The 19,938-nt window shown below is 65.2% G+C and carries 18 protein-coding genes; 3 read left to right on the forward strand and 15 right to left on the reverse strand.

Features of this window, described 5'->3' with window-relative positions:
* A complete protein-coding gene (locus tag J2Y63_RS09605; protein WP_435265889.1) occupies positions 1–864 on the reverse strand; it encodes an ABC transporter permease in 864 nt (287 codons plus the stop codon).
* A gap of 185 nt (positions 865–1,049) precedes the next feature.
* A complete protein-coding gene (locus J2Y63_RS09610) occupies positions 1,050–2,126 on the reverse strand; it encodes an ABC transporter substrate-binding protein (RefSeq protein ID WP_435266076.1) in 1,077 nt (358 codons plus the stop codon).
* 130 nt (positions 2,127–2,256) lie between these two features.
* On the opposite strand from J2Y63_RS09610, the gene J2Y63_RS09615 reads away from it, so the two are divergent.
* Entirely contained in the window at positions 2,257–2,883 is a 627-nt protein-coding gene (locus J2Y63_RS09615; protein WP_435265890.1) for a TetR/AcrR family transcriptional regulator, read from the forward strand.
* A 17-nt stretch (positions 2,884–2,900) separates the two neighbouring features.
* The gene (locus J2Y63_RS09620; protein WP_435265891.1) at positions 2,901–3,293 is read left to right on the forward strand and encodes a YybH family protein; all 393 of its coding nucleotides are present in this window, start codon (positions 2,901–2,903) and stop codon (positions 3,291–3,293) included.
* Between the two features lies 1 nt (position 3,294).
* Here the strand turns inward: J2Y63_RS09620 and cueR are convergent, their stop codons facing one another.
* From cueR to J2Y63_RS09675, 11 genes are all read right to left on the reverse strand, one after another.
* Positions 3,295–3,705: a Cu(I)-responsive transcriptional regulator gene (gene cueR, locus J2Y63_RS09625; RefSeq protein WP_256116243.1), complete on the reverse strand. Its 411-nt coding sequence runs from the start codon at positions 3,703–3,705 to the stop codon at positions 3,295–3,297.
* Positions 3,702–6,191 carry a heavy metal translocating P-type ATPase gene (locus J2Y63_RS09630; protein WP_435265892.1) on the reverse strand — a complete coding sequence of 830 codons (2,490 nt, stop codon included), beginning with the start codon at positions 6,189–6,191 and terminating at the stop codon, positions 3,702–3,704. The genes cueR and J2Y63_RS09630 overlap by 4 nt, the downstream gene beginning before the upstream one ends.
* 74 nt (positions 6,192–6,265) lie before the next feature.
* Positions 6,266–6,472 carry a heavy-metal-associated domain-containing protein gene (locus tag J2Y63_RS09635; protein ID WP_435265893.1) on the reverse strand — a complete coding sequence of 69 codons (207 nt, stop codon included), beginning with the start codon at positions 6,470–6,472 and terminating at the stop codon, positions 6,266–6,268.
* A gap of 75 nt (positions 6,473–6,547) precedes the next feature.
* Positions 6,548–7,183 (reverse strand): dihydroxyacetone kinase subunit DhaL, encoded by a 636-nt coding sequence (gene dhaL, locus J2Y63_RS09640; protein WP_435265894.1) that lies wholly within the window; start codon positions 7,181–7,183, stop codon positions 6,548–6,550.
* 21 nt (positions 7,184–7,204) lie between these two features.
* Positions 7,205–9,298 (reverse strand): bifunctional sugar-binding transcriptional regulator/dihydroxyacetone kinase subunit DhaK, encoded by a 2,094-nt coding sequence (locus J2Y63_RS09645; RefSeq protein WP_435265895.1) that lies wholly within the window; start codon positions 9,296–9,298, stop codon positions 7,205–7,207.
* A gap of 131 nt (positions 9,299–9,429) precedes the next feature.
* Positions 9,430–10,071, reverse strand: a complete 642-nt coding sequence (gene dhaL, locus J2Y63_RS09650; RefSeq protein WP_435265896.1) for a dihydroxyacetone kinase subunit DhaL — start codon at positions 10,069–10,071, stop codon at positions 9,430–9,432.
* A 14-nt stretch (positions 10,072–10,085) separates the two neighbouring features.
* Positions 10,086–11,078 carry a dihydroxyacetone kinase subunit DhaK gene (locus J2Y63_RS09655; RefSeq protein WP_435265897.1) on the reverse strand — a complete coding sequence of 331 codons (993 nt, stop codon included), beginning with the start codon at positions 11,076–11,078 and terminating at the stop codon, positions 10,086–10,088.
* An 11-nt stretch (positions 11,079–11,089) separates the two neighbouring features.
* Entirely contained in the window at positions 11,090–11,863 is a 774-nt protein-coding gene (locus J2Y63_RS09660) for an SDR family oxidoreductase (RefSeq protein WP_435265898.1), read from the reverse strand.
* Positions 11,864–11,922: 59 nt separating this feature from the next.
* Positions 11,923–12,909 (reverse strand): substrate-binding domain-containing protein, encoded by a 987-nt coding sequence (locus tag J2Y63_RS09665; protein WP_435265899.1) that lies wholly within the window; start codon positions 12,907–12,909, stop codon positions 11,923–11,925.
* 81 nt (positions 12,910–12,990) lie between these two features.
* On the reverse strand, positions 12,991–13,995 hold the full coding sequence (locus J2Y63_RS09670; protein ID WP_435265900.1) for an ABC transporter permease: 1,005 nt from the start codon (positions 13,993–13,995) through the stop codon (positions 12,991–12,993).
* A gap of 54 nt (positions 13,996–14,049) precedes the next feature.
* Positions 14,050–15,528 carry a sugar ABC transporter ATP-binding protein gene (locus J2Y63_RS09675; protein WP_435265901.1) on the reverse strand — a complete coding sequence of 493 codons (1,479 nt, stop codon included), beginning with the start codon at positions 15,526–15,528 and terminating at the stop codon, positions 14,050–14,052.
* Between the two features lie 345 nt (positions 15,529–15,873).
* Here J2Y63_RS09675 and J2Y63_RS09680 point away from each other — a divergent pair, with 345 nt between their 5' ends.
* Complete coding sequence (locus tag J2Y63_RS09680; RefSeq protein WP_435265902.1) at positions 15,874–16,758, forward strand: aldose 1-epimerase; 885 nt, start codon at positions 15,874–15,876, stop codon at positions 16,756–16,758.
* On the opposite strand, the gene J2Y63_RS09685 is transcribed toward J2Y63_RS09680, so the two are convergent.
* Positions 16,755–18,197 carry an amidohydrolase family protein gene (locus J2Y63_RS09685; RefSeq protein ID WP_435265903.1) on the reverse strand — a complete coding sequence of 481 codons (1,443 nt, stop codon included), beginning with the start codon at positions 18,195–18,197 and terminating at the stop codon, positions 16,755–16,757. The genes J2Y63_RS09680 and J2Y63_RS09685 overlap by 4 nt on opposite strands.
* 13 nt (positions 18,198–18,210) lie before the next feature.
* Positions 18,211–19,938, reverse strand: a complete 1,728-nt coding sequence (locus tag J2Y63_RS09690) for a dipeptide ABC transporter ATP-binding protein (RefSeq protein WP_435265904.1) — start codon at positions 19,936–19,938, stop codon at positions 18,211–18,213.

Here is a 19,938-nt window from a genome sequence, read left to right on the forward strand (position 1 = left end):
TTACGTCCGCTCCATCTTCAGCCAGCGGGCGCAGGCGATATAGGCAAGCGTGACGACGACCATCAGCACCAGCGAGAGTGCTGCCGCCATCGGGAAATCCGCCCGCCTTCCGAGTTGCAGCATGATGACCTGCGGCAGCACCAGCTCGTTGTTGCCGCCGAGGATCTGCGGCGTGATGTAGTCGCCGATGCACAGCACGAAGGTGAGGAAGGCGCCGACCATGATGCCGGGCAGCGTCAGCGGCAGCACGACGTGCCAGAAGGTCTGGAAGGCATTCGCGCCGAGGTCGGCGGCAGCGCGGCGATAGTTCGGGGAGAGTTGGATAAGGTTGGCGTAGATCGTCAGTGTCAAGAGCATGACGAAGAAGTGCACGAAGCCGATGATCGTGCCGGTGCGGTTGGCGGAAAGCTCCAGCGGTTCGGCGATGACGCCGAGCCAGAGCAGCGCCTGGTTGACCACGCCGCCCTTGGAGAGCACCAGCAGCCAGGAATAGGAGCGCACGACATAGGACGTCCAGAAGGGCAGGATCGCCATGATGAGGGCGAAACGCTGCCACTTCTTCGGCACCCGCTCGGCGATGATCCAGGCGAGCGGATAGGCAAGCAGGATGGAGATGACGGTGACGGCCGCGGTAATCTCCAGCGAGACCACCAAGCCCTTGAAGAGATGGGCTTTCTCGAAGAAGGCGACATAATTGTCGAGCGTCCACGTCGCGACGATCTCGCGCCCCTGCCGCGTCCTGAAACTGATCGCCGCCATATAGGCGAAGGGCAAGAGGAAGAAGAACCCCGTCCAGAGTAGGGCCGGCAGAGCGAAAGCCCAGGCCTTGCGGCGCTCCGCGCGCTCATAGGCAGTGGCGGTCATGGGGGTTGGTCCTCGTCAGTGCTTGGAGCTTGGATCCTCGGGTCAAGCCCGAGGATGACGGAAGAATAGAGGTTTGGCGACTAAAGCGACGACAAAGCATGCCGCGCCGTTCGATGGGGAAGGCTCACACCCTCCCCGCCGTCATCCTCGGGCTTGACCCGAGGATCCACGCATCCCCCAAAACCTTACTGCTGCAACATCTCAGTCCAGACATCCTGCATCGCCGCATCCATGTCGGCGTCCGCGACCGGATAGAGCTGTGAGTTCTTCAGGTATTCCGGTTGCTTGTCCCAGCGCAGCGCCGCTTTTTGCGGATCGGTGAGGTGCTCGCCCGCCTTGGCATTGGCCGGCATCGCCCAGTAGCAGGAGGACGTGGCAAGCCGTGCCTGGCCCTCGGGGCTGACGATGTATTGCACGAATTTCAGCGCCAGATCCTGCTTTTCGGAATCCTTGAAGACGCCGATCGACTGCGCCCAGCGCAGCGCACCCTGTTTGGGGATCGTCCAGTCGAGGTTCGGCTTTTCACCGGAAAGACCAGCCGTCAGCCACTCGCCGCCACCGACGACGATGTCCACCTCACCGGTCGCCAGCGCCGTCTGCGAGGCGATGACGTCGCTGACCTGGCGGGCGACCTTCTTCATCTCGAAGAGCTTTTCCTTGATCGCCGGCAGGTCTTCCTGCTTGAGATCGGCGGTTTTCTTGCCGATGCCGACACCGGTCAGGCCGACCATTGGCAGGTAATAATCATAGAGCGCGATGCGGCCCTTGTACTTGTCCGACCAGATGACGGAGAGATCGTCCATGTCGGCCGGATCGACCTTCGTCTTGTCGAAGGAAATGGTGTTGTAGCCGAATTTTTCGGTAACGGCGTAGACCTTGCCGTCCTTGGTCGTCGTCTCGTCCATGCGCACTTCCGGGAAGAGATCGCCGAGCGGCAGCTTGTCGGCCGGCATTTCGCCGAGAATGTCCATGTCGATGGCACGCGGCACGTCGACGGCGTCGATCACCAGCACGTCCCAGTCACCGGGGCGGGACTGCTCGATGATCGAGATCGCGGCACCCGTGCCCTCATATTCCTTGAGGTTGACCTTGACGTTGTTGGCCTTTTCGAAGGGCTCGACCAGCGCCGGATCGGTATGGTCGCACCAGACGAGCGCGTTCAGCTCGTCCTGCGCCTGCGCGCCGGCGGGAGCGAGAACCAACACGGCTGCGGTGGCAAGAAGCATGCGGCGGGAGAACCCGCTGGAAACGGTTTTCGTCATCATCTTTCCCTCTGGCTGAAGGCTTTTGGCCCAGGCGAATGGCACTCATTCCGGTGCCTTGAGAAAAAGATTGAACGAATTCATTTTTTAAGTCAATCTCATTTTTGAGGAGATTCCAACGGAGGATTCCATGGCTGGATTGCGTGCAAAACAGAAGGCGGACAAGACCCGCCGCATCCTTGAAGCCGCGACCACGCTGTTCCGCGAGCAGGGGTATGACAGCGCCCGCATCGAGGACATTGCCGAGATGGCAGAAGTCTCCGTCGGCACGCTCTACAACTACTACCAGAACAAGGGCGACATCCTCGTCGCCACCGTCGCGATGGAAGTGACGGAGGTGCTGGAGGGCGGCGCCCGCATCGTCGCCAATCCGCCGCTCAACGTGGCGGAAGCGCTGCGCACGCTGATCGACCAATATTACGACCACTCGCTCTATTATCTCTCCAAGGAAATGTGGCGCACCGCCATGGCGATCTCCATCCAGCAGCCGGAGACGCCGCTGTCGCGGCGCTATACCGAACTCGACGGACAGCTCTGCGCCCAGGTCGTGCAGCTCGTTGAGACGCTGAAGGCGCGCGGGGTGATCCAGGCGGGCGTCGACGCCAAGACCATGGGCGAAGTTTTCTTCAACAATCTCAACATGATGTTCATCGAGTTCTGCAAGGTCGATGCCATGCCGCTCGAAGAGCTGAAGGCGCGCGTCAACGCCCAGCACGAGCCCATCGCCGCCCTCATCAGCAGCATCAAGATCGTCTGAGCCGCAGGTAGAATGCCATGACCGATACGGAAACCGCCGTCCTCACCGCCGCCGATACCCTGGTGAGCGCCTTCGCCCGGCATGACCGCGCAGCCTATTTTGCCGCCTTCGCGCCCGAGGCGACCTTCCTCTTCTACAATCTCGACCGCACGCTCGACGACCGCGCCGCCTATGAAGCGGAGTGGGCGCTGTGGGAGACGCGCGACGGCTTTCGCGTGCTGGGCTGCCGTTCCACGGACCGGAAAGTCCGGCTCGTCGGCGACGTGGCGATCTTCACCCATGCCGTGGAGACCGACGTTTCGGTGGGTGGCGAGACCATGACGAACAACGAGCGCGAGACGATCGTTTTTTCGCGCGATCCCGCCGGCCGCTGGCTCGCCGTGCACGAACACCTCTCGGCCGCCGCCTGATCTAGCAGCACGCCTCCTCCGCCTTGCCACTCGCCAACTGTTCGAGGATCGGACAGTCCGGCCGGTCGTCGCCGTGGCAATGGGCGGAAAGGTGCTCCAGCGTGTGCACCATCTCCTGCAGCAGGCGCATCTTTTCCTTCATCTCGTCGACATGCTGGTTGGCGATGCGCTTCACATCGCCGGAGGCTCGCGCGCGGTCCTGCCAGAGTGCCAGCAGGTCACGGATCTGGGCGATGGAAAAGCCGAGGTCGCGCGCGCGGCGGATGAAGGAGAGCGTCGAAAGGTCCTTCGGCCCATAGGTGCGGTAGCCGGCGCCCGTGCGCCCGGCCTCGCGAATGAGGCCGATCGATTCGTAGTGCCGGATCATCTTGGCGGAGACGCCCGTCGCCTCCGCCGCTTCGCCGATATTCATGCCTGATCTCCCTTGCGGAACGTGAGACGAAAACGCTTGAGCCGCAGCGCGTTCGACACCACGAACACGCTGGAAAGCGCCATGGCGCCGGCCGCGAGCGCCGGTGAAAGCTGGATGCCGAAGGCCGGATAGAGCAGGCCGGCAGCGACCGGGACCAGCGCCACATTGTAGCCGAAGGCCCAGAACAGGTTCTGGCGGATGTTGCGCATCGTCGCCCGCGACAGCGCGATGCCGACGGCGACACCGCGCATGTCGCCCGCCATCAGCACCACGTCGGCGCTCTCGATGGCGACATCGGTGCCCGTGCCGATGGCGATGCCGGTATCGGCCGCGGCAAGTGCTGGCGCGTCGTTGATGCCGTCGCCGACGAAGGCGACCTTCTTCGCGCCGCCGGCCGATAGCTCGCGCACCGCCGCGACCTTGCCATCCGGCAGCACTTCCGCCAGCACCCGGTCGATGCCGAGCTTTTGCGCCACGGCCTCGGCGGTGCGGCGGTTGTCGCCGGTGATCATCGCCACTTCAATCCCGAGCGCCTTCAGCGCGGCAATCGCCTCCTTCGTCGTCGGCTTCACCGGATCGGTGACGGCGAAGAGCGCCGCCAGCCGGCCGTCGATGGCGGCATAGAGCGGCGAGGCACCCTCGGCGGCGAGCCGGTCGGCGTGGTGTGCGAAGGGCGAGACATCGAGGCCGCGCGCCTGCATGAAGCCGACGGAGCCTGCCTCCAACCTGCGGCCGGAAACCTCGGCCGAAATGCCCTGTCCCGAACTCGCCACGAAGCCGGTTGCCGCCGGAAGGTCGATGCCCTCCGCGACCGCCGCTTCATGGATGGCAGCGGCGATCGGGTGCTCGGAATGCACTTCCGCCGCGGCGACCAGCGCCAGCACCGCGTCGCGCGCAAAGCCATCCGCCGGCACGATCTCTGTCAATGTCGGATGGCCGAGCGTCAGCGTGCCGGTCTTGTCGACCGCGACGATGTCGGTGCCTTCCAGCGTCTGGAGCGCGGTGCCCTGGCGGAAGAGCACGCCGAGTTCCGCCGCACGGCCGGTGCCGGTGATGATGGAGGTGGGCGTCGCAAGCCCCATGGCGCAGGGGCAGGCGATGATGAGTACGGCGACAGCATTGACCAGCGCATGAGCGAGAGCCGGGCTCGGGCCGAAGACCAGCCAGAGGCCGAAGGTCACGAGGGCGACGGCGATGACGGCCGGCACGAACCATTGCGTGACGCGGTCGACCAGCGCCTGGATCGGCAGCTTTGCCGCCTGCGCATCCTCGACCATCCGGATGATCTGCGAGAGCACCGTGTCGGCGCCGACGCGGGTGGCGCGGAAGGTCAGCGAGCCGGTCGTGTTGACCGTACCGCCGGTGACGAGGTCGCCGGCCTGGCGCGAGACGGGCATCGGCTCGCCGGTGATCATCGACTCGTCGATATAGGAGCTGCCCTCCGTCACCTCGCCGTCGACCGGCACCTTTTCACCCGGCCGCACCAAGACGATATCGCCCGGCACGACGCTTTCCAGAGCCACGTCCTCCGTTTTTCCATCGCGCAACACGCGGGCGGATTTGGCGCGCAGGCCGGCGAGATGGCGGATTGCCTCGCCGGTGCGACCCTTGGCGCGCGCCTCCAGGTAGCGCCCGGCGAGGATGAGCGTCACGATGACGGCGGCGGCCTCGAAATAGACATTCGCCGTGCCGCCCGGAAGCAAGCCCGGCGCGAAGGTCGCGACGGTGGAGAAACTCCAGGCGGCGAGCGTGCCGATGACGACGAGGGAATTCATGTCCGGCGCCAGCCGCGCGAGCGCCGGAATGCCCTTGCGGAAGAAGCGCAGGCCGGGACCGGCCAGCACCAGCGTCGCCAACACGAACTGGATGATCCGGCTCGTCTGCATGCCGAGCGTCTCGTGGATGTAGTGCCCGAAGGACGGGAAGGCATGCGCGCCCATTTCCATCACGAAGAGCGGCGCCGTCAGCAGCGCGGCGATCACCAGATCGCGCCGCAGGATGTTGGCTTCCGCCGCGCGGCGGTCGTCCTCGGAGGGTGTCGCGGCGGTCTCGCGAATGGCCTTGTAGCCGGTGCGTTCGATCGCGGCGGAAAGATCCTCGAAACTTGCCGTCCCCTTGACGAGGCGGACACGGGCACGTTCCTGCGCGAGGTTGGCGGTCGCCTCGATCACGCCCGGCACGGCTTTCAGCGCCTTTTCGACCCGGCCGATGCAGGAGGCGCAGGTCATGCCCTCGACGGGGAACTCGATGACCTCTTCCATGACGCCGTAACCGGCCTTGCGCACCGCTTCCGCCACGGCCGCCACGTCGGGCGTGCCATCGAAGGTCACATCGGCTTTTTCCGTCGCAAGGTTGACCGCGGCGCCGGCAACGCCCGGCACCGTTTCGATGGCCTTCTCGACGCGGCGCACGCAGGACGCGCAGGTCATGTCGGAGATGGAGAGTTTTACGGTCTGGCGGTCTACCGGCGGTGTGGTGGTGAGCATGGTGCACCTTTCATCCTGTGTCGGATAGATCGTGCACCTTCCCATCATGTCAAGGTCAAGCAGCTTTTTGCCGCTTAGGCTGGGGAGTAGCCTTCCGCCGCGATGACGGAGGCGACGGCGGCCCGGTCACCGGCATTTTCGATCGAAACGCGCTTGGTGGCGAGGTCGATATCGACCTTGGCGGCCGGATAGGCGACGATAACCGCGCCGGTGATGGTCTTTGCGCAATGGCCGCAGGTCATGTCCGGCACGGTGAAGGCGAGGGTGGTGCTGTTATCCATAGGTGGTCTCCTGATGTGTGGCCAACAGGATGCCGCCTTCCCCCATGGGAAGGTCAAGCCCCAAGTTTTTGCTCGCTACAGTGTTTCCGCCATGGCCCGCACGAGGGCGGCCGCGGAGGCGGCACCGGGGTCGAGGTGGCCGAGCGAGCGCTCGCGCACCCGGGCGGCGCGGCCTTTGGTGGCGACCATGGTGGCGGTCGCGGCCGCACCATTGTCGGCGGCGGTCGTCACCGCTTTCCAGAAATCCTGTTTCGACCGGCCATCGGCGACCGCGGTTGCGGCGGCCTCGGCGGCGGGCAGCCAGACGTCGAGCATTGTCTTGTCGCCGCGCTGCGCCTTGCCGCGATCGCGGATGCCCTCGGAGAAGGCGGCCAGCATGTCGCGGCAGGCGGCAAGGTCGAGCTCCTCGCGGCCGGAGAGCGCTTGCGCCGCACGGCGCAAACCGGTGGCGTAGAGCGGGCCGGTGGAGGCACCGACGGCGTCGAGGAAACCGGTCGCGGCCGTCTGCATCACCTCGGACGGGCTCGCCGCGTCGAGATCGAGCGCGGCGAGCGCCTTGTTCACCGCCTTGAAGCCGAGCGACATGGTGATGCCGTGGTCGCCGTCGCCGATCGCGCCGTCCAGCTCGGAAAGATGATCCTTCTCCGCCTCGATCGCCTCGGCCATGCGCCCGAACATCCTGGCGAGAGCCCGCGCCGCGCTTTCCGACATGTCTTCCTCCACTAAGGCATTTCAGGGCGTGTTGACGGTCAAGATCGACGACCGGCATGGGTGGTGCATGAGATCAGTCAGCTGCCGGTCGAGATGCAGGATCGAGATGGAGGCGCCGACCATGTCGAGCGAGGTGCAATAGTGCCCCACCCAGCTCGCCTCGATCGTGATGTTCTTGGCGGAAAGCCGCTGCTCCACCCGGCGAAACAGGATGTAGAGTTCCATCAGCGGCGTGGCACCGAAGGAATTGACCAGCACCGCCACGCGGTCGCCGGGCTCGGCTTTCATCTCTTTGAAGATATTGTCCATGATCGTGTCGACGATCTCGTCGGCGGTGCGGATGCGTTCGCGCGAGACGCCCGGCTCGCCATGGATGCCCATGCCGAGCTCCATGTCGTCCGGGCCGATCTCGAAATTGTGCCGCCGCGTCTGCGGCATGGAGCAGGATTCGAGTGCGACGCCCACCGTGAAGGTGCGGTCGTTGGCCTTGCGGGTGACGGCCTCGCATTCGTCCAGCGTCAAACCGCGGTCGCAGGCCCCACCCGCCACCTTGAAGACGAAGAAATTGCCGGCGACGCCGCGGCGCCCCTCCTTGTCCTCGACCGGCGAGGAGGCGATGTCGTCGGTCGTCAGAACCGTTCGGATCGGGATGCCCTGTTCCTCGGCAAGCTCCGCCGCCATCTCGAAATTCATGACGTCGCCGGCATAGTTGCCGTAGACGAAGAGCACGCCGGCACCACCGGAGGCCGCGACCGCGCATTTGACGATCGGGTCGGGCGGCGGGGAGGAGAAGATGTTTCCGATCGCCACCGCGTCGGCGAGACCCTTGCCGACATAGCCGACGAAGCAGGGTTCGTGCCCCGCGCCGCCGCCGATGACGAGGCCGACCTTGCCCGGCCGCGGGCCATCGCGGGCGACGAGCGCCCGGCGCGAGCCGGCGACCGGTTCCAGATAGGGCTTGTGCGCGGCGATCAGGCCGTCCAGCATTTCCTCGACCACATCATTGGGATTGTTGAGGAATTTCTTGACGTGGCTGCGGTAGCTGTTGGCAACCGGCACGCTCTTCTGGCGCTGCGAGAGTTTGCCGTCGAGGCTCGTCACGCCATCGGCGCGCAGGATGCCGGCACCGGTGGCCGCGTCCGTCACCAGCACGTTGACGTAACCGCCGCGAAGCGCGGCGAGCAAAGCCGGCACCTTGTCGAAGCCGCCGGCGACGGCGACGCGGGTGCCGATGCCGCGCAGCATTTCCAGCGAGATGCCGATCGTACGATCATCAAGGGGGCCGGCGACCGGGCGGCCGCGTTCGTCGATGAAACGACCGGCGAGAACGCCCGCCGCACCCTTGGCGAGATAGTGCTGCAAGGGCACGGATTCGAAGAAGCCGCTGGTGTGGATCGTCGAGTTGGGGCGCAGCGACGAGATGCCGAAGACGATGCGGTTGGCGCGGGCGAGCGTGTCGAACTGTTCGCGGATCAGGGGTTCGGCGAGCAGCATGCGGTGCATTTCGCCCGAGGCGACGACGGCGGGGGCGGTGATGTTGACGCAGCGCGCCGCAATGGCGCGGGCAACCGCCGCCGTGGTCAGCTCCGGCGTATAAGCGAAGCTGGCGGTCGTGCCGCCCGTCGCCTGCACGACGGTGACGTCCTGCAAAGGCCCCATTTCCAGATGTTCGCCGACCGACAGGATCGTGCGGCCCCAGGCGACGGCGAGCGTGTCGCCGGACTTGATCATCTTGGCGAGCGCCTGCGCGCCGGCCGCCCCCAGCCGTCCGATCAGCGGGCGCGAATCGTCGTCGTTCGGCACGACGAGGCAATCCGAAAGGCCGAAATGGCGCTTGAGTTCCTGCGCGATGGTGAGTGAGGCGAGGCGGGCGGGCTCGATCGAGATATTGACGATGCCCTTTTCGCGGGCGTCGGCGAGATAGCTGTTGACGGTGGCGCGCGACACGCCCATCGCCTCGGCGATCTCGCCTTGCGTCATGCCGTCTTCATAATAGAGCCAGCAGGCCCAGACATAAGGGTCATCGCCGTAGCGCAGCGGGATCGAATCCACGCCTTCCGGCCCGTTCACCCGGCCGATGCCGCCCTTGCGCGGCGAGGAAGTCTTCAATGCCATCGGTTTCGCCGGTCCCCCTTTTGGCGGCGAACATGGGAGCAACGCCGCCGGTTTGCAACCGGAATCGAAAAAAGGCGGCGCGGGGCCCGCCCGGGAGGAAACGGGCCGCGCATCCTGGGAGGATCCTTTGCTCAGGCGAGACGCGCGCGCGCGCCGTCGGACAGTTCCTTGAGGATGATGGCGCAGGAGGTGGCTCCCGCATCGAGCACGCCGAGCGAACGTTCGCCAAGGCGGCTGGCGCGACCGATCTTGGCAATCAGGTTTATCGTCGAGTCGCGGCCGGTTTCCGCTGCGACGACCAGGGCCTCCAGCGCCTCGCCGAAGGGTTTGCCCTCAGCCGTCGCCTTGTCGAAGGCCTCGATGGCCGGCACGAACGTGTCGATCAGCGTCTTGTCGCCGACCTTGGCGGAACCGATCGCCTGGATGCCAGCGAGACCCGCGTGCAGCATCTTGCTGTAGGCCGCGGCGTCGATCTTTTCGGTGCCCTGGATCGTCTCGGCAAATTCCGTGAACATGACGCCATAGAGCGGACCCATCGAGCCGCCGATTTCCGTCATCAGCACGGTGCCGAGCGTGTCGAGCGATTCGGCGAGCGCCATGTCCTTGCCCTTCAGCCGCTCGGCGGCCATGCCAAAACCCTTGGCCATGTTGACGCCATGGTCGCCGTCGCCGATCTTGCCGTCGATCTCGCTGAGATAGGCGCGGTTTTCCACGATCCGTTCGGCCATGGACAACACGATGGCGCCGGAGGATGCATTGTCGAAGGTCTGCATGAGGTGTCCTCCTGTCACAGGATCATCGTGCAACGCGTCTCGACATCGAGCAGCGTTTTCAGGTCATCGTCAAGCGCCATCACGGTCAGCGTCGCGCCGACCATTTCCAGCGAGGTGAAGTAGTTGCCGATCCAGGTCTTATGGATTTTCAGCCCGCGGGCGGAAATCTCGCTCTCGATCGTGTCGTTCAGGATGTAGAGCTCGTTGAGCGGCGTGGCGCCGAGGCCCGAGACGAGCACCGCGACTTCGGTGCCTTCCGGCAGGTCATGATCGTCGAGCACGATCTTCACCATGTCCTTCGCGACCTCTTCCGCCGTCTTCAGCTTTTCGACGCGCACGCCCGGTTCGCCATGATGGCCGATGCCGACTTCCATCGTGCCGGGCTCGATCTGGAAATTCGGGTGTCCAACGGCGGGCAGCGTGCAGGGGCCGAGGCCGACACCGATCGAACGGCAATTGTCGATCGCCTTCTGGGCGGTGGCGCGCACCTCCTCAAGGCTGGCGCCCGTCGCGGCCTTCGCGCCGCCCATCTTCCACATGAAGATTTCGCCCGCCACGCCGCGGCGTTTTTCGCGTTCCGTGAGCGGGGCGGAGCAGACGTCGTCATTGGCGACGACGATCGCGATCTCGATGCCGTCCTTGGCGGCGAGCTTCGTCGCCATCTTCACGTTCATATTGTCGCCGGCATAGTTGCCGTAGAGCACGACGACGCCCTTGCCGCCATCGGCCGCGCGGATGGCATCGTGAAAGCTCTTGGCCGTGGGCGAGGAGAACAGTTCGCCGACCGCGACCGCGTCGAGCATGTTCTTGCCGGTATAGCCGATGAAGGCTGGCTCATGGCCCGAACCGCCGCCCGTCACCACGCCCACCTTGCCGGCAAACGGGGCGTCCTTCGCGACGACGACGCGCGGGTTTTCCGCCAGCCGCACGATATCCGAATGTGCCTTGACGAAACCCTTGACCGTATCCTCGACCACCAGATCCGGATCGTTGATGAAACGCTGCATGACAAGTCCTCTCACAGAATGGTGTAGCCGCCGTCGATGACGAGATCGGCGCCGTTGATCATGTCGGCGCCCGGCGAGGCCAGGAACACGGCGGCGGCGGCGATCTCTTCCGGGAAGGCGAAACGGCCGGTGGGGATGCGCTTCTTGGCGGCCTCGCCCTTCTCGCCGGCCCAGGCCTTCTTGCCGAGTTCGGTCAGCACGATGGTGGGCGAAATGGTGTTGACGGTGATGCCGTGTTTGCCCCATTCGGCGGCAAATGTCTTCGACATGCCGATGACGCCGAACTTCGAGGCACAATAGGCAACGTGTTCCTCGATCGCGACGGAGCCCGCCTGCGAGGCGAGATTGACGATCTTGCCGCCCTTGCCCGCCGCGATCATGCGGCGGCCGACCGCCTGCGTGACGAGGAAGCTTCCCTTCAAATTGATGTCGATCGTCTTGTCCCACTGGGCGAGCGTCAGGTCTTCCGCAGGCGCAAGCGCCACGATGCCGGCGCTGTTGACCGCGATGTCGATGCCGCCAAAGGCCGCGACCACATCATCGACCGCTTTCTGGACGGATGCGGCATCCGCCACATCGCAGACGAAAGGCCGCGCTGCGCCGCCAAGCTCTTCCGCCTTCGCCGTCGCGATATCGGCATTGATGTCGAGCACGGCAACCCTGGCGCCCTTCGACGCGAAAGCCGAAGCGATGGCCGCGCCGATGCCGGAGGCGCCGCCGGTGACGAGCGCGACCTTGCCGTCGAGCGGGAAGTTGAGGTCGATCTTGGGAGGGGTATCGGTCATCGGTCCAGCCTTCGTGTTCGGGAGAAACGGGGCGGCAGGGCCGCCCCGCGGATCATGTGTTACTTGCGCATTTCCAGGAGCTTATCGACATTGTCGGCCGTGACCGGCGTCCACGGAACATTGTACTCCTTGTCCTTGCCGTCGTTGAAAGGCATGTCCGGATACTGCGCCCAGATGTCGGATTGCGGCTTGTAGTCGCCCTTCTTGGCATGAAGGATCGCGAGGTCCAGGGCGCCCTGCGCCTGGGCGCGGGCATCCTGCAGGATCGAGGTGATCGTGCCTTCCTTGACGGCGGTCAGCGCATCCGTGATGCCATCGATGCCGGCAATGGCGAAGTCGCTCGTCTTCAGGCCGGCGGACTTGATCGCCTCGACCGCGCCGAGCGCCATCTCGTCGTTCTGGCCGATGACGCCGTTGATCTGGCCCGGATGGGACGTGAGCCAGTTCTCCATCAGCGTCTGGGCTTCAGCGCGCGACCAGTTGGCGGTCTGCTGTTCCAGCACCTTGACGTCCGGGCACTCGGCGAGCGCCTTCTGGTTGCCTTCGAGGCGCGAGATCTGCGCCGACTGGCCGATCGGGCCTTCGATGATGACCACATTGCCCTTGCAGCCGATCTTGTCGAGGACGGCCTTTGCTTCCATGTAGCCGGAGATCGTGTCGTCGGAACCGACATAGGCGGCAAGCAGGTCAGAGTTCACGCGGGTGTTGGAGCCGACGACCGGAATACCGGCATCAGATGCCGCCTGCACGGCGGTGGCGCCGGCTTCGATGTCGATCGGCACGAAGATGATCGCGTTGAACTTCTGGGTGATCATCGTGTTGAACTGCTCCTGCTGGACCAGCGCATCATAGCGGCCGTCGAAGACGGTGAGCTCGACTTCGCCGCTTTTCACGGCCGGGTGCTCTTCGAGTGCCGCGGACCAGATCTGCATGAATTCCGCGTTGAGGCCATAAGGCGCCGCGCCGATCTTCAGCTTCTCCTGGGCGATCGCGGACGAGGCGAAAAGCACCGTCGCGGACGCAAGTGCAATCATCAGTTTCTTCATGACATTCTCCTCCTTTGAGATTCCGGCTGCCGTCTGGCAAACCGTTTCGACGACGGGCGCGGGACGCCCGTATTTGTGGGGCTAGCCGCCCTGGTTTCGCTTCTGGTCGAGCATGACGGCGCCGACGATGAGGGCGCCCTTGAGGACCTGCTGGTAGTAGGATTGGATACCCATCAGATCGAGGCCGTTGTTCATGACGCCGATGATGAGGGCGCCGATCAGCGTGCCCGTCACCCGGCCGACGCCGCCTGAAAGCGAGGTGCCGCCGATGACGACTGCCGCGATCGCATCAAGCTCGTAGGCGATGCCGGCCTGCGGCAGGGCGGAGCCGGTGCGCGCCGAGAGGATCATGCCGGCAAGCCCGGACAGCGCACCCGAGATGACATAGACGAGGAAGCGGATGCGCGTGACGTTGAGGCCGGAGGTCTTGGCGGCATGCGGGTTGCCGCCGACGGCGTAGATGTACCGGCCGAAGCGCGTGCGGGTCAGCACCCACCAGGAGACGGCGAAGACGATGCCGAGCAGGATGACTGGCATCGGAATGCCAAGAATGTTGCCGGTGCCGATCCAGCGGAAGTCCGGCGACAGACCCGGCACCGGCTTGCCGCCACCATAGATGAGGGTGGCGCCGCGGGCGGCCGAGAGCATGCCGAGCGTCGCGACGAAGGCCGGCACGGAAAAGCGCGAGACGATGAAGCCGACCAGTGCGCCGCAGCAGACGCCGACGAGGATGCCGACCGCCAGCGCCACCACCATCGGGTAGGGCGCTCCGGCGATGCCGGCCGTCGCCGAACTGGTGACGAAGCTGGCGCTCACCATGCCGGCCAGCGCCACGACCGAGCCGACCGACAGGTCGATGCCACGCGTCAGGATCACGAAGGTCATGCCGATGGCGAGCACGCCGTTGATCGACGTCTGGAGCAGCACGTTGGAAATGTTGCCCGGCGTCAGGAAGAATTCGTTCGAGAGCGCCAAAATGCCGACGAGCAGCAGGAAGGCGAGGAAGATGCCGTATTCCTGCAGGATCAGCCGGCGGCGATCGGAATTCAGCCAGGAGCTGGACGACTTGTTCTCAATGCTGGACACGGGTGTCACCTCTTGCCATGCGGGTTCAATGCGTGCGGCGTCGTCGGGCTCTCTTCAGGTCGACAGGTGCACGAGCGATTGGGCATCCGTGTCCTGCCGGTCATGAATGCCGGCGGAGCGTCCCTGCCGCATGACGAGGATGCGGTCGGACATGCCCAGGATTTCGTCGATTTCGGAGGAGATCATCACGACCGTGCCGCCGGCGGCCGCGAAGTCGCAGATGATGCGGTAGATCTCCCGCTTGGCGCCGACATCGACACCGCGCGTCGGCTCGTCGAGCAGCAGCACGCGCGGCTGGCGCAGGAACCATTTTCCGAGCACCACCTTCTGCTGGTTGCCGCCCGAAAGGCCGGAGACCGGCATGGTGTCACGCGCCGCCTTGATGGCGAAACGCTCGATCATCTCGGCGCTCGCCGCCTGTTCGCGGCTCTTCTGCATGACGAAGCTGGGGCTCATGTCCGGTAGGCTGGCGAGGCAGATATTGTTGCGCACACTATCGATGAGGTTGAGGCCGGTGACCTTGCGGTCCTCGGTGACGAAGGCGATACCCTCGGCCATGGCGTCGGCCGGCTGGCGGATGGTCACGGCACGGCCGTCGAGGCGGATATCGCCGGCGGACGGGCGGTCCATGCCGAAGAGGCAGTTGAAGATTTCCGTGCGGCCGGAACCCATCAGGCCGTAGATGCCGAAGATCTCGCCCTTATGGGCGGTGAACGAAATATCGTCGATCTTACCTGGGGCCGAGAGGCCGGCGACTTCGAGGCCGGCGATCTCGGTCGGCGTGTTCGTCTTGATATATTCCTCGCCCAGTTCGCGACCGACGATCATGCGGATGAGGCCGCGCCGGTCGATATCGGCCAGGTTTCCGGCACCGACGAAGCCGCCGTCGCGAAAGACCGTGTAGCTGTCGGCGATCTGGAAGATTTCGGACAGCCGGTGCGAGACGTAGACGATGCCCTTGCCGTCTGCCTTCAGACGCTGGATCGCCGAAAAGAGATGCTGGGCTTCCTTCTCGCCGATCGCCGAGGTCGGCTCATCCATGAAGATGACGTCCGCTTCATGGCTCAGCGCCTTGGCGATCTCGACGAGCTGCATCTGCGCGACCGAGAGGTTCATCATATATTCGCGTGCGGAAATGCTGAATTCGAGACGATCCAGCAATGCCTGCGCATTGCGGTTCATCGTCTTGAAATCGATGCCGCCGAAGCGGGCCGAGGGTTCGCGGCCAAGATAGATGTTTTCCGCCACCGTCATGTGCGGAACCGGGCTCAGTTCCTGCTCGATGATGGCGATGCCGGAGCGCAGAGCCTCGGCCGGGCTGCCGAATTCGACCGGCTTGCCGCGATGCAGGATCGTGCCGCCGTCGCGCTTGTGGATGCCCATCAGGATCGAGAGAAACGTCGACTTGCCGGCGCCGTTGCCGCCGCAAAGCGCATGCACCGAGCCGGCTGCGAGCTCGAAACGGCCGTCGCGCAGGGCCGCGACCCCGCCAAACGACTTCTTTAGCCCTTCCACCTTCAAGAGCGGCTGCATGCTTCCCTCCCGGCATTTCCGCGACACTCCCATCGCGTACTTACAAATAACACCCTTACGTCGACATATGTCAATACACCAAAATGACAAAAGATGATTGATGTCTGTCATTTGTAAAATTGGCTGCGGATTTCGGCGCCATTAGGTTCGCCTTAACAAGGGATGATTGGGAGAAACGCGCAGTAGTCTCGGAGACGGAAGCGCACGTCATCGCCGAGCAATCCTCGAAAACCAGTCGCTAAGGCCCGCCTCCGGCGGGTCGACGTGGCCGAACGCGAGCATTTCCTTGTCTCGCCGACCTCCGATATGATCCGGCCAGAACATTACAATCGACGGCGGCTGGTGATGACTGCGATCGAACTCAATAATGGTACGGCCCGCATCGTCGTGCGCCCCGATCTCGGCGCCGGCCTGACGGCCTTCGATGTGCGGCAGGGCGGCGGATGGCAAGCGATCTTGCGCAAGGTCGATCCGGCGACGGCGCATCCCTTCGCCCTTTCCAACATCCTGCTCGTGCCCTTTTCCGGGCGGGTGTCGGGTGGTGGTTTTTCGTTCGACGGGACTTTTCACGCCCTGCCGCGTAACGTGGAGGCGGAAAAATATCCGCTGCACGGCAACGGCTTCTCGGCGAACTGGGATGTGATCTCGCAGAGCGCGGACGCCATCACGCTCAGCCTCTCTTCCGAGGGACCGGGGCCTTTCCGCTATGATGCGACGATGAGCTATCGACTCGAAGGCATAGGCCTCGTCATGGCGTTGAGCGTGGTCAACCGCGCGAAAATCCGCCTGCCATATGGCGCGGGCTTCCACCCCTGGTTCGTGCGCGACGCGGATACGACGCTGTCAGCACCGGCCCGCGGCGTCTGGCTGGAGCAACCCGACCATCTTCCAAAGGCGTATGAACCGATTGCCGCGCATACGGACATGGATTTCAACCAGCCGCGGCTCTTGCCCGCGCGCTGGATCAACAACTGGTTCGACGGCTGGGATGGCGAGGCCCGCATCGAGTGGCCCGCGCGCGGCCTTGCCGCGGAGGTCACCGCGAGCCAGGCGCTACGCCACTATGTCGTCTTCTCTCCGGCGGCGGATGCCGATTTCTTCTGCTTCGAGCCCGTCACGCACCCCGTCGACGCGTTCAACCTTCCCGGCACGGCCGAAGATCACGGCCTGAAAATCCTGGCGCCGGGCGAGGCGCTGGCTGTGGAAACCCGCATAACCGTGACCGCCTAGTCAAGCACGTCCGTGTCGCGGCTGTGGCCCCAGAACATGCGCGGCGTCTCCAGCGCATAGCGCAGGCCAAGCCGGTCGATCATCAGCTCGGCTTCGCGCTGGGCGGCGTCAAGCACGGCGTCTTCATCGACATGGATGGCGACACGGTTGCGCAGCAGCACCTTGCCGCCGACAAGCACGGTGTGCACGTCATTGCCGTTGGCGAAATAGGTAACGCGGAACTCCGGCATGTGGGCCGGGTAGAGATGCGGGCGGCGCAGGTCGACGAGGATGATGTCGGCCTTCTTGCCCGGCTCCAGCGAGCCGATCTCGGCGTCTAGGCCGAGCACGCGGGCGGCGTCGATCGTGCACATTTCCAGCGCCTTGCCCGGCGGCAGCCAGCTCGGATCGTGGAAATGCGTGCGGTGATAGTGCATGCATTGCTGCATGTGGCGGAACATGTCGGCCGAGCGGTCCGGGGCCGTCGCGTCCGAGCCGATGACGACGGTGACGCCGGCATCCAGCAGTTCCGTCGCCGGGCAGCGCGCCAGAATGGCGGCGACGGCGCTCGGATTGTGCACGATGGTCGTGCCGGTTTCGGCGCAGATCGCGATTTCCTCGTCGTCGAGGCCCGTCGCGTGCGACAGCAGGGTGCGCGGGCCGAGAATGCCGATCTCGTGGGCGATGCGCACGCTGCCCCTGGTGTGGCCGTCCTGCGTGAAGACGAGGCCGCGCTCCTCGGCATAGTGCTTGACCGCGCGCGACTGGGCGACGGCCTCCTCCGCGCCGGCGGCTTCCCGATAGCCGCGGTGCAGCGTCGGCGTCAGCAGGGCGAGGTGCAGGCGGCCGCCATGGCTGCCGTGCCAGCGGTCGATGAGCGTCTTGCAGGTGGCGAACTGCTGGTCGAAGGAGACGGGATAGTCGGTGCGCGTCTCGCCCTCCCAGCGGGCATAGGTGAGCGGATGCGGCGGGCGCGTCGTGCCGACGGCGACCACGGAGCGCGTGCCGATGCCGAGCACGCCTTCCATATGGGCATCGCCATAGGCTTGCTCGTCGGTGCGCATGACGGAATCGCCGCCGCCGAGCAGCGAGACGCCGGTCGTGACGCCGAAGCGCAGGCGCTCCAGCGCGGCGAGCTGCGCCTCCGCAAACCAGAAATCCGGCGTCGAGCCGACCGTGTAGGCACCGCGGCAGGCCTGATACCACGGGTCGCTCCTGCCGCCGCCGAGCGTCTTGATCAGGCCGTGGCCGGCATGGGCGTGCGCATCGACGAAGCCCGGCATGATCGCCATGCCGCGCGCATCGATGACCTCCCCGGCCGGGTGCGCGGCCTCGACCTCATCCGTCCTGCCGACGGCGACGATGCGGTCACCGGTGATGGCGACCGCCCCGTCGGCGATGATGCGGCGGTCCGGATCGATGGCAATGACGGTGCCGTTCTTGATGAGGATGTCGGCCATGGCAGTCTCCGGTTTATTCCGCGGCCTGCCGCGACAGGATGCGGTCGAGCGAGGGCGCGAGGCGCAGCAGTTCCTTGGTGTAGTCATGCTTCGGCGCGGTGAACAGTGTCTCGGTCTCCGCCAGCTCGACGATCTCGCCCGATTTCATGACCGCGATGCGGTCGCACATCTGGCGGATCACCGCGAGGTCGTGGCTGATGAACAGCATGGAGAGGCCGGCAAGGTCCCGCAGGTCCTTCAAGAGGTTGAGGAGCTGCGCCTGCACCGACACGTCGAGCGCCGAGGTCGGCTCGTCGCAGATCAGCAGCGACGGGCGCGGCCCGAGCGCGCGGGCGATGGCGATGCGCTGGCGCTGGCCGCCGGAAAAGGCGTGCGAGAAGCGCGAGCCGGCATCCGCCGGCAGGCCGACGGCTTCCAGCAGCGTCCTTGCATCCTGCCGGGCTTCCTCCGCATTGGAGGCGAGCTTGTAGAACAGGATCGGCTCAGCGATGGCCGAATTGATGCGCAGGCGCGGGTTGAGCGCCGAATACGGGTCCTGGAACACCATTTGCAGGGATTTGCGCACGGATTTTTCGCGTTTTGCGCCGAGCGCCGTGCCCTGGAAATCGATGGTGCCGGAACTCTGGGTGACGAGGCCGGCAATCGTGTTGGCGACAGTGGTCTTGCCGCAGCCGGATTCGCCGACGAGGCCGAAAATCTCGCCGCGGCGCACGTCGAAGGACACGCCCTTGACCGCCTTGAACACCGAAGCCTTGCGGCCGGGGATCAGCGAGCGGCCGCCATATTCAACGGCAAGCTCGCGCACGGAAAGCACCACGTCGTCGCGGCTTCCCGTCTCGCTCTTCGTGCTCTTGCTGCGCACGGAGGCGCGGGCATCGAGCGTCACCTGCGTTTCCTCGCTCGGCACCGGCAGGCGGTCGAGCCGGTGTTCGATCGGCGGCACGGCGGCAATCAGCGTGCGGGCATAGGGCGCCTTCGGCGCGGTCAGCACCGCGCGCGCCAGGCCGCTTTCCACCACCGCGCCGTTCTGCATGATGGTGACGCGGTCGGCGATCTCGGCGACGACGCCCATATTGTGCGTGACGAGCAGCACGCCGACACCGCGCTGGTCGGCAAGATCACGGATCAGCTTGAGGATCTGCGCCTGCACGGACACGTCGAGCGCCGTGGTCGGCTCGTCCGCGACGATGAGCTGCGGGCTGCAGGCAAGCGCCGTCGCGATGACGACACGCTGGCGCTGGCCGCCGGAAAGCTGGTGCGGATAGGAGCCGAGCCGGCGTTCCGGTTCGGGAATGCCGACGGCCTTCATCAGCTCCAGCGCGCGGGCCTTCGCCTCGGCCCTGGAGAGCTTCAGATGCGCCAGCATGCCTTCGCAGAGCTGGCTTTCCACGGTGAAGAGCGGGTTGAGGCTCGTCATCGGGTCCTGGAAGATCGCGCCGACATCGCGGCCGGGCACTATGCCCTCGGTGCGGCCGGTGCGGAGATCGATCGGCTTGCCGGCGATCTCGATGGAGCCGGAGACGATTTTGCCGGGGGCCTGCAACAGGCCCATCAGCGCATTGCCCACGGTGGTTTTTCCTGCGCCGGATTCGCCGACGAGGGCGTGGATCTCGCCGGGGCGGATGAGAAGGTCGATATCCTTGACGGCGACGAGCGTGTCGCCGCTCGCCAGCGGATATTCGACGCGGAGTTTTTGGATGTCGAGAACGGGGGTTTTCGTGGCAATTGTCTCGTTGGGCAT

Source organism: Shinella sp. BE166 (assembly GCF_051201095.1).
Lineage (GTDB): Bacteria > Pseudomonadota > Alphaproteobacteria > Rhizobiales > Rhizobiaceae > Shinella > Shinella lacus.

Excerpts from the sequence above, each read along its gene's own strand:
- J2Y63_RS09605 (WP_435265889.1), bottom strand. The coding sequence starts at position 864 with ATGACCGCCACTGCCTATGAGCGCGCGGAGCGCCGCAAGGCCTGGGCT.
- J2Y63_RS09610 (WP_435266076.1), bottom strand. The coding sequence starts at position 2,126 with ATGACGAAAACCGTTTCCAGCGGGTTCTCCCGCCGCATGCTTCTTGCC.
- J2Y63_RS09615 (WP_435265890.1), top strand. The coding sequence starts at position 2,257 with ATGGCTGGATTGCGTGCAAAACAGAAGGCGGACAAGACCCGCCGCATC.
- J2Y63_RS09620 (WP_435265891.1), top strand. The coding sequence starts at position 2,901 with ATGACCGATACGGAAACCGCCGTCCTCACCGCCGCCGATACCCTGGTG.
- cueR (WP_256116243.1), bottom strand. The coding sequence starts at position 3,705 with ATGAATATCGGCGAAGCGGCGGAGGCGACGGGCGTCTCCGCCAAGATG.
- J2Y63_RS09630 (WP_435265892.1), bottom strand. The coding sequence starts at position 6,191 with ATGCTCACCACCACACCGCCGGTAGACCGCCAGACCGTAAAACTCTCC.
- J2Y63_RS09635 (WP_435265893.1), bottom strand. The coding sequence starts at position 6,472 with ATGGATAACAGCACCACCCTCGCCTTCACCGTGCCGGACATGACCTGC.
- dhaL (WP_435265894.1), bottom strand. The coding sequence starts at position 7,183 with ATGTCGGAAAGCGCGGCGCGGGCTCTCGCCAGGATGTTCGGGCGCATG.
- J2Y63_RS09645 (WP_435265895.1), bottom strand. The coding sequence starts at position 9,298 with ATGGCATTGAAGACTTCCTCGCCGCGCAAGGGCGGCATCGGCCGGGTG.
- dhaL (WP_435265896.1), bottom strand. The coding sequence starts at position 10,071 with ATGCAGACCTTCGACAATGCATCCTCCGGCGCCATCGTGTTGTCCATG.
- J2Y63_RS09655 (WP_435265897.1), bottom strand. The coding sequence starts at position 11,078 with ATGCAGCGTTTCATCAACGATCCGGATCTGGTGGTCGAGGATACGGTC.
- J2Y63_RS09660 (WP_435265898.1), bottom strand. The coding sequence starts at position 11,863 with ATGACCGATACCCCTCCCAAGATCGACCTCAACTTCCCGCTCGACGGC.
- J2Y63_RS09665 (WP_435265899.1), bottom strand. The coding sequence starts at position 12,909 with ATGAAGAAACTGATGATTGCACTTGCGTCCGCGACGGTGCTTTTCGCC.
- J2Y63_RS09675 (WP_435265901.1), bottom strand. The coding sequence starts at position 15,528 with ATGCAGCCGCTCTTGAAGGTGGAAGGGCTAAAGAAGTCGTTTGGCGGG.
- J2Y63_RS09680 (WP_435265902.1), top strand. The coding sequence starts at position 15,874 with ATGACTGCGATCGAACTCAATAATGGTACGGCCCGCATCGTCGTGCGC.
- J2Y63_RS09685 (WP_435265903.1), bottom strand. The coding sequence starts at position 18,197 with ATGGCCGACATCCTCATCAAGAACGGCACCGTCATTGCCATCGATCCG.
- J2Y63_RS09690 (WP_435265904.1), bottom strand. The coding sequence starts at position 19,938 with ATGCCCAACGAGACAATTGCCACGAAAACCCCCGTTCTCGACATCCAA.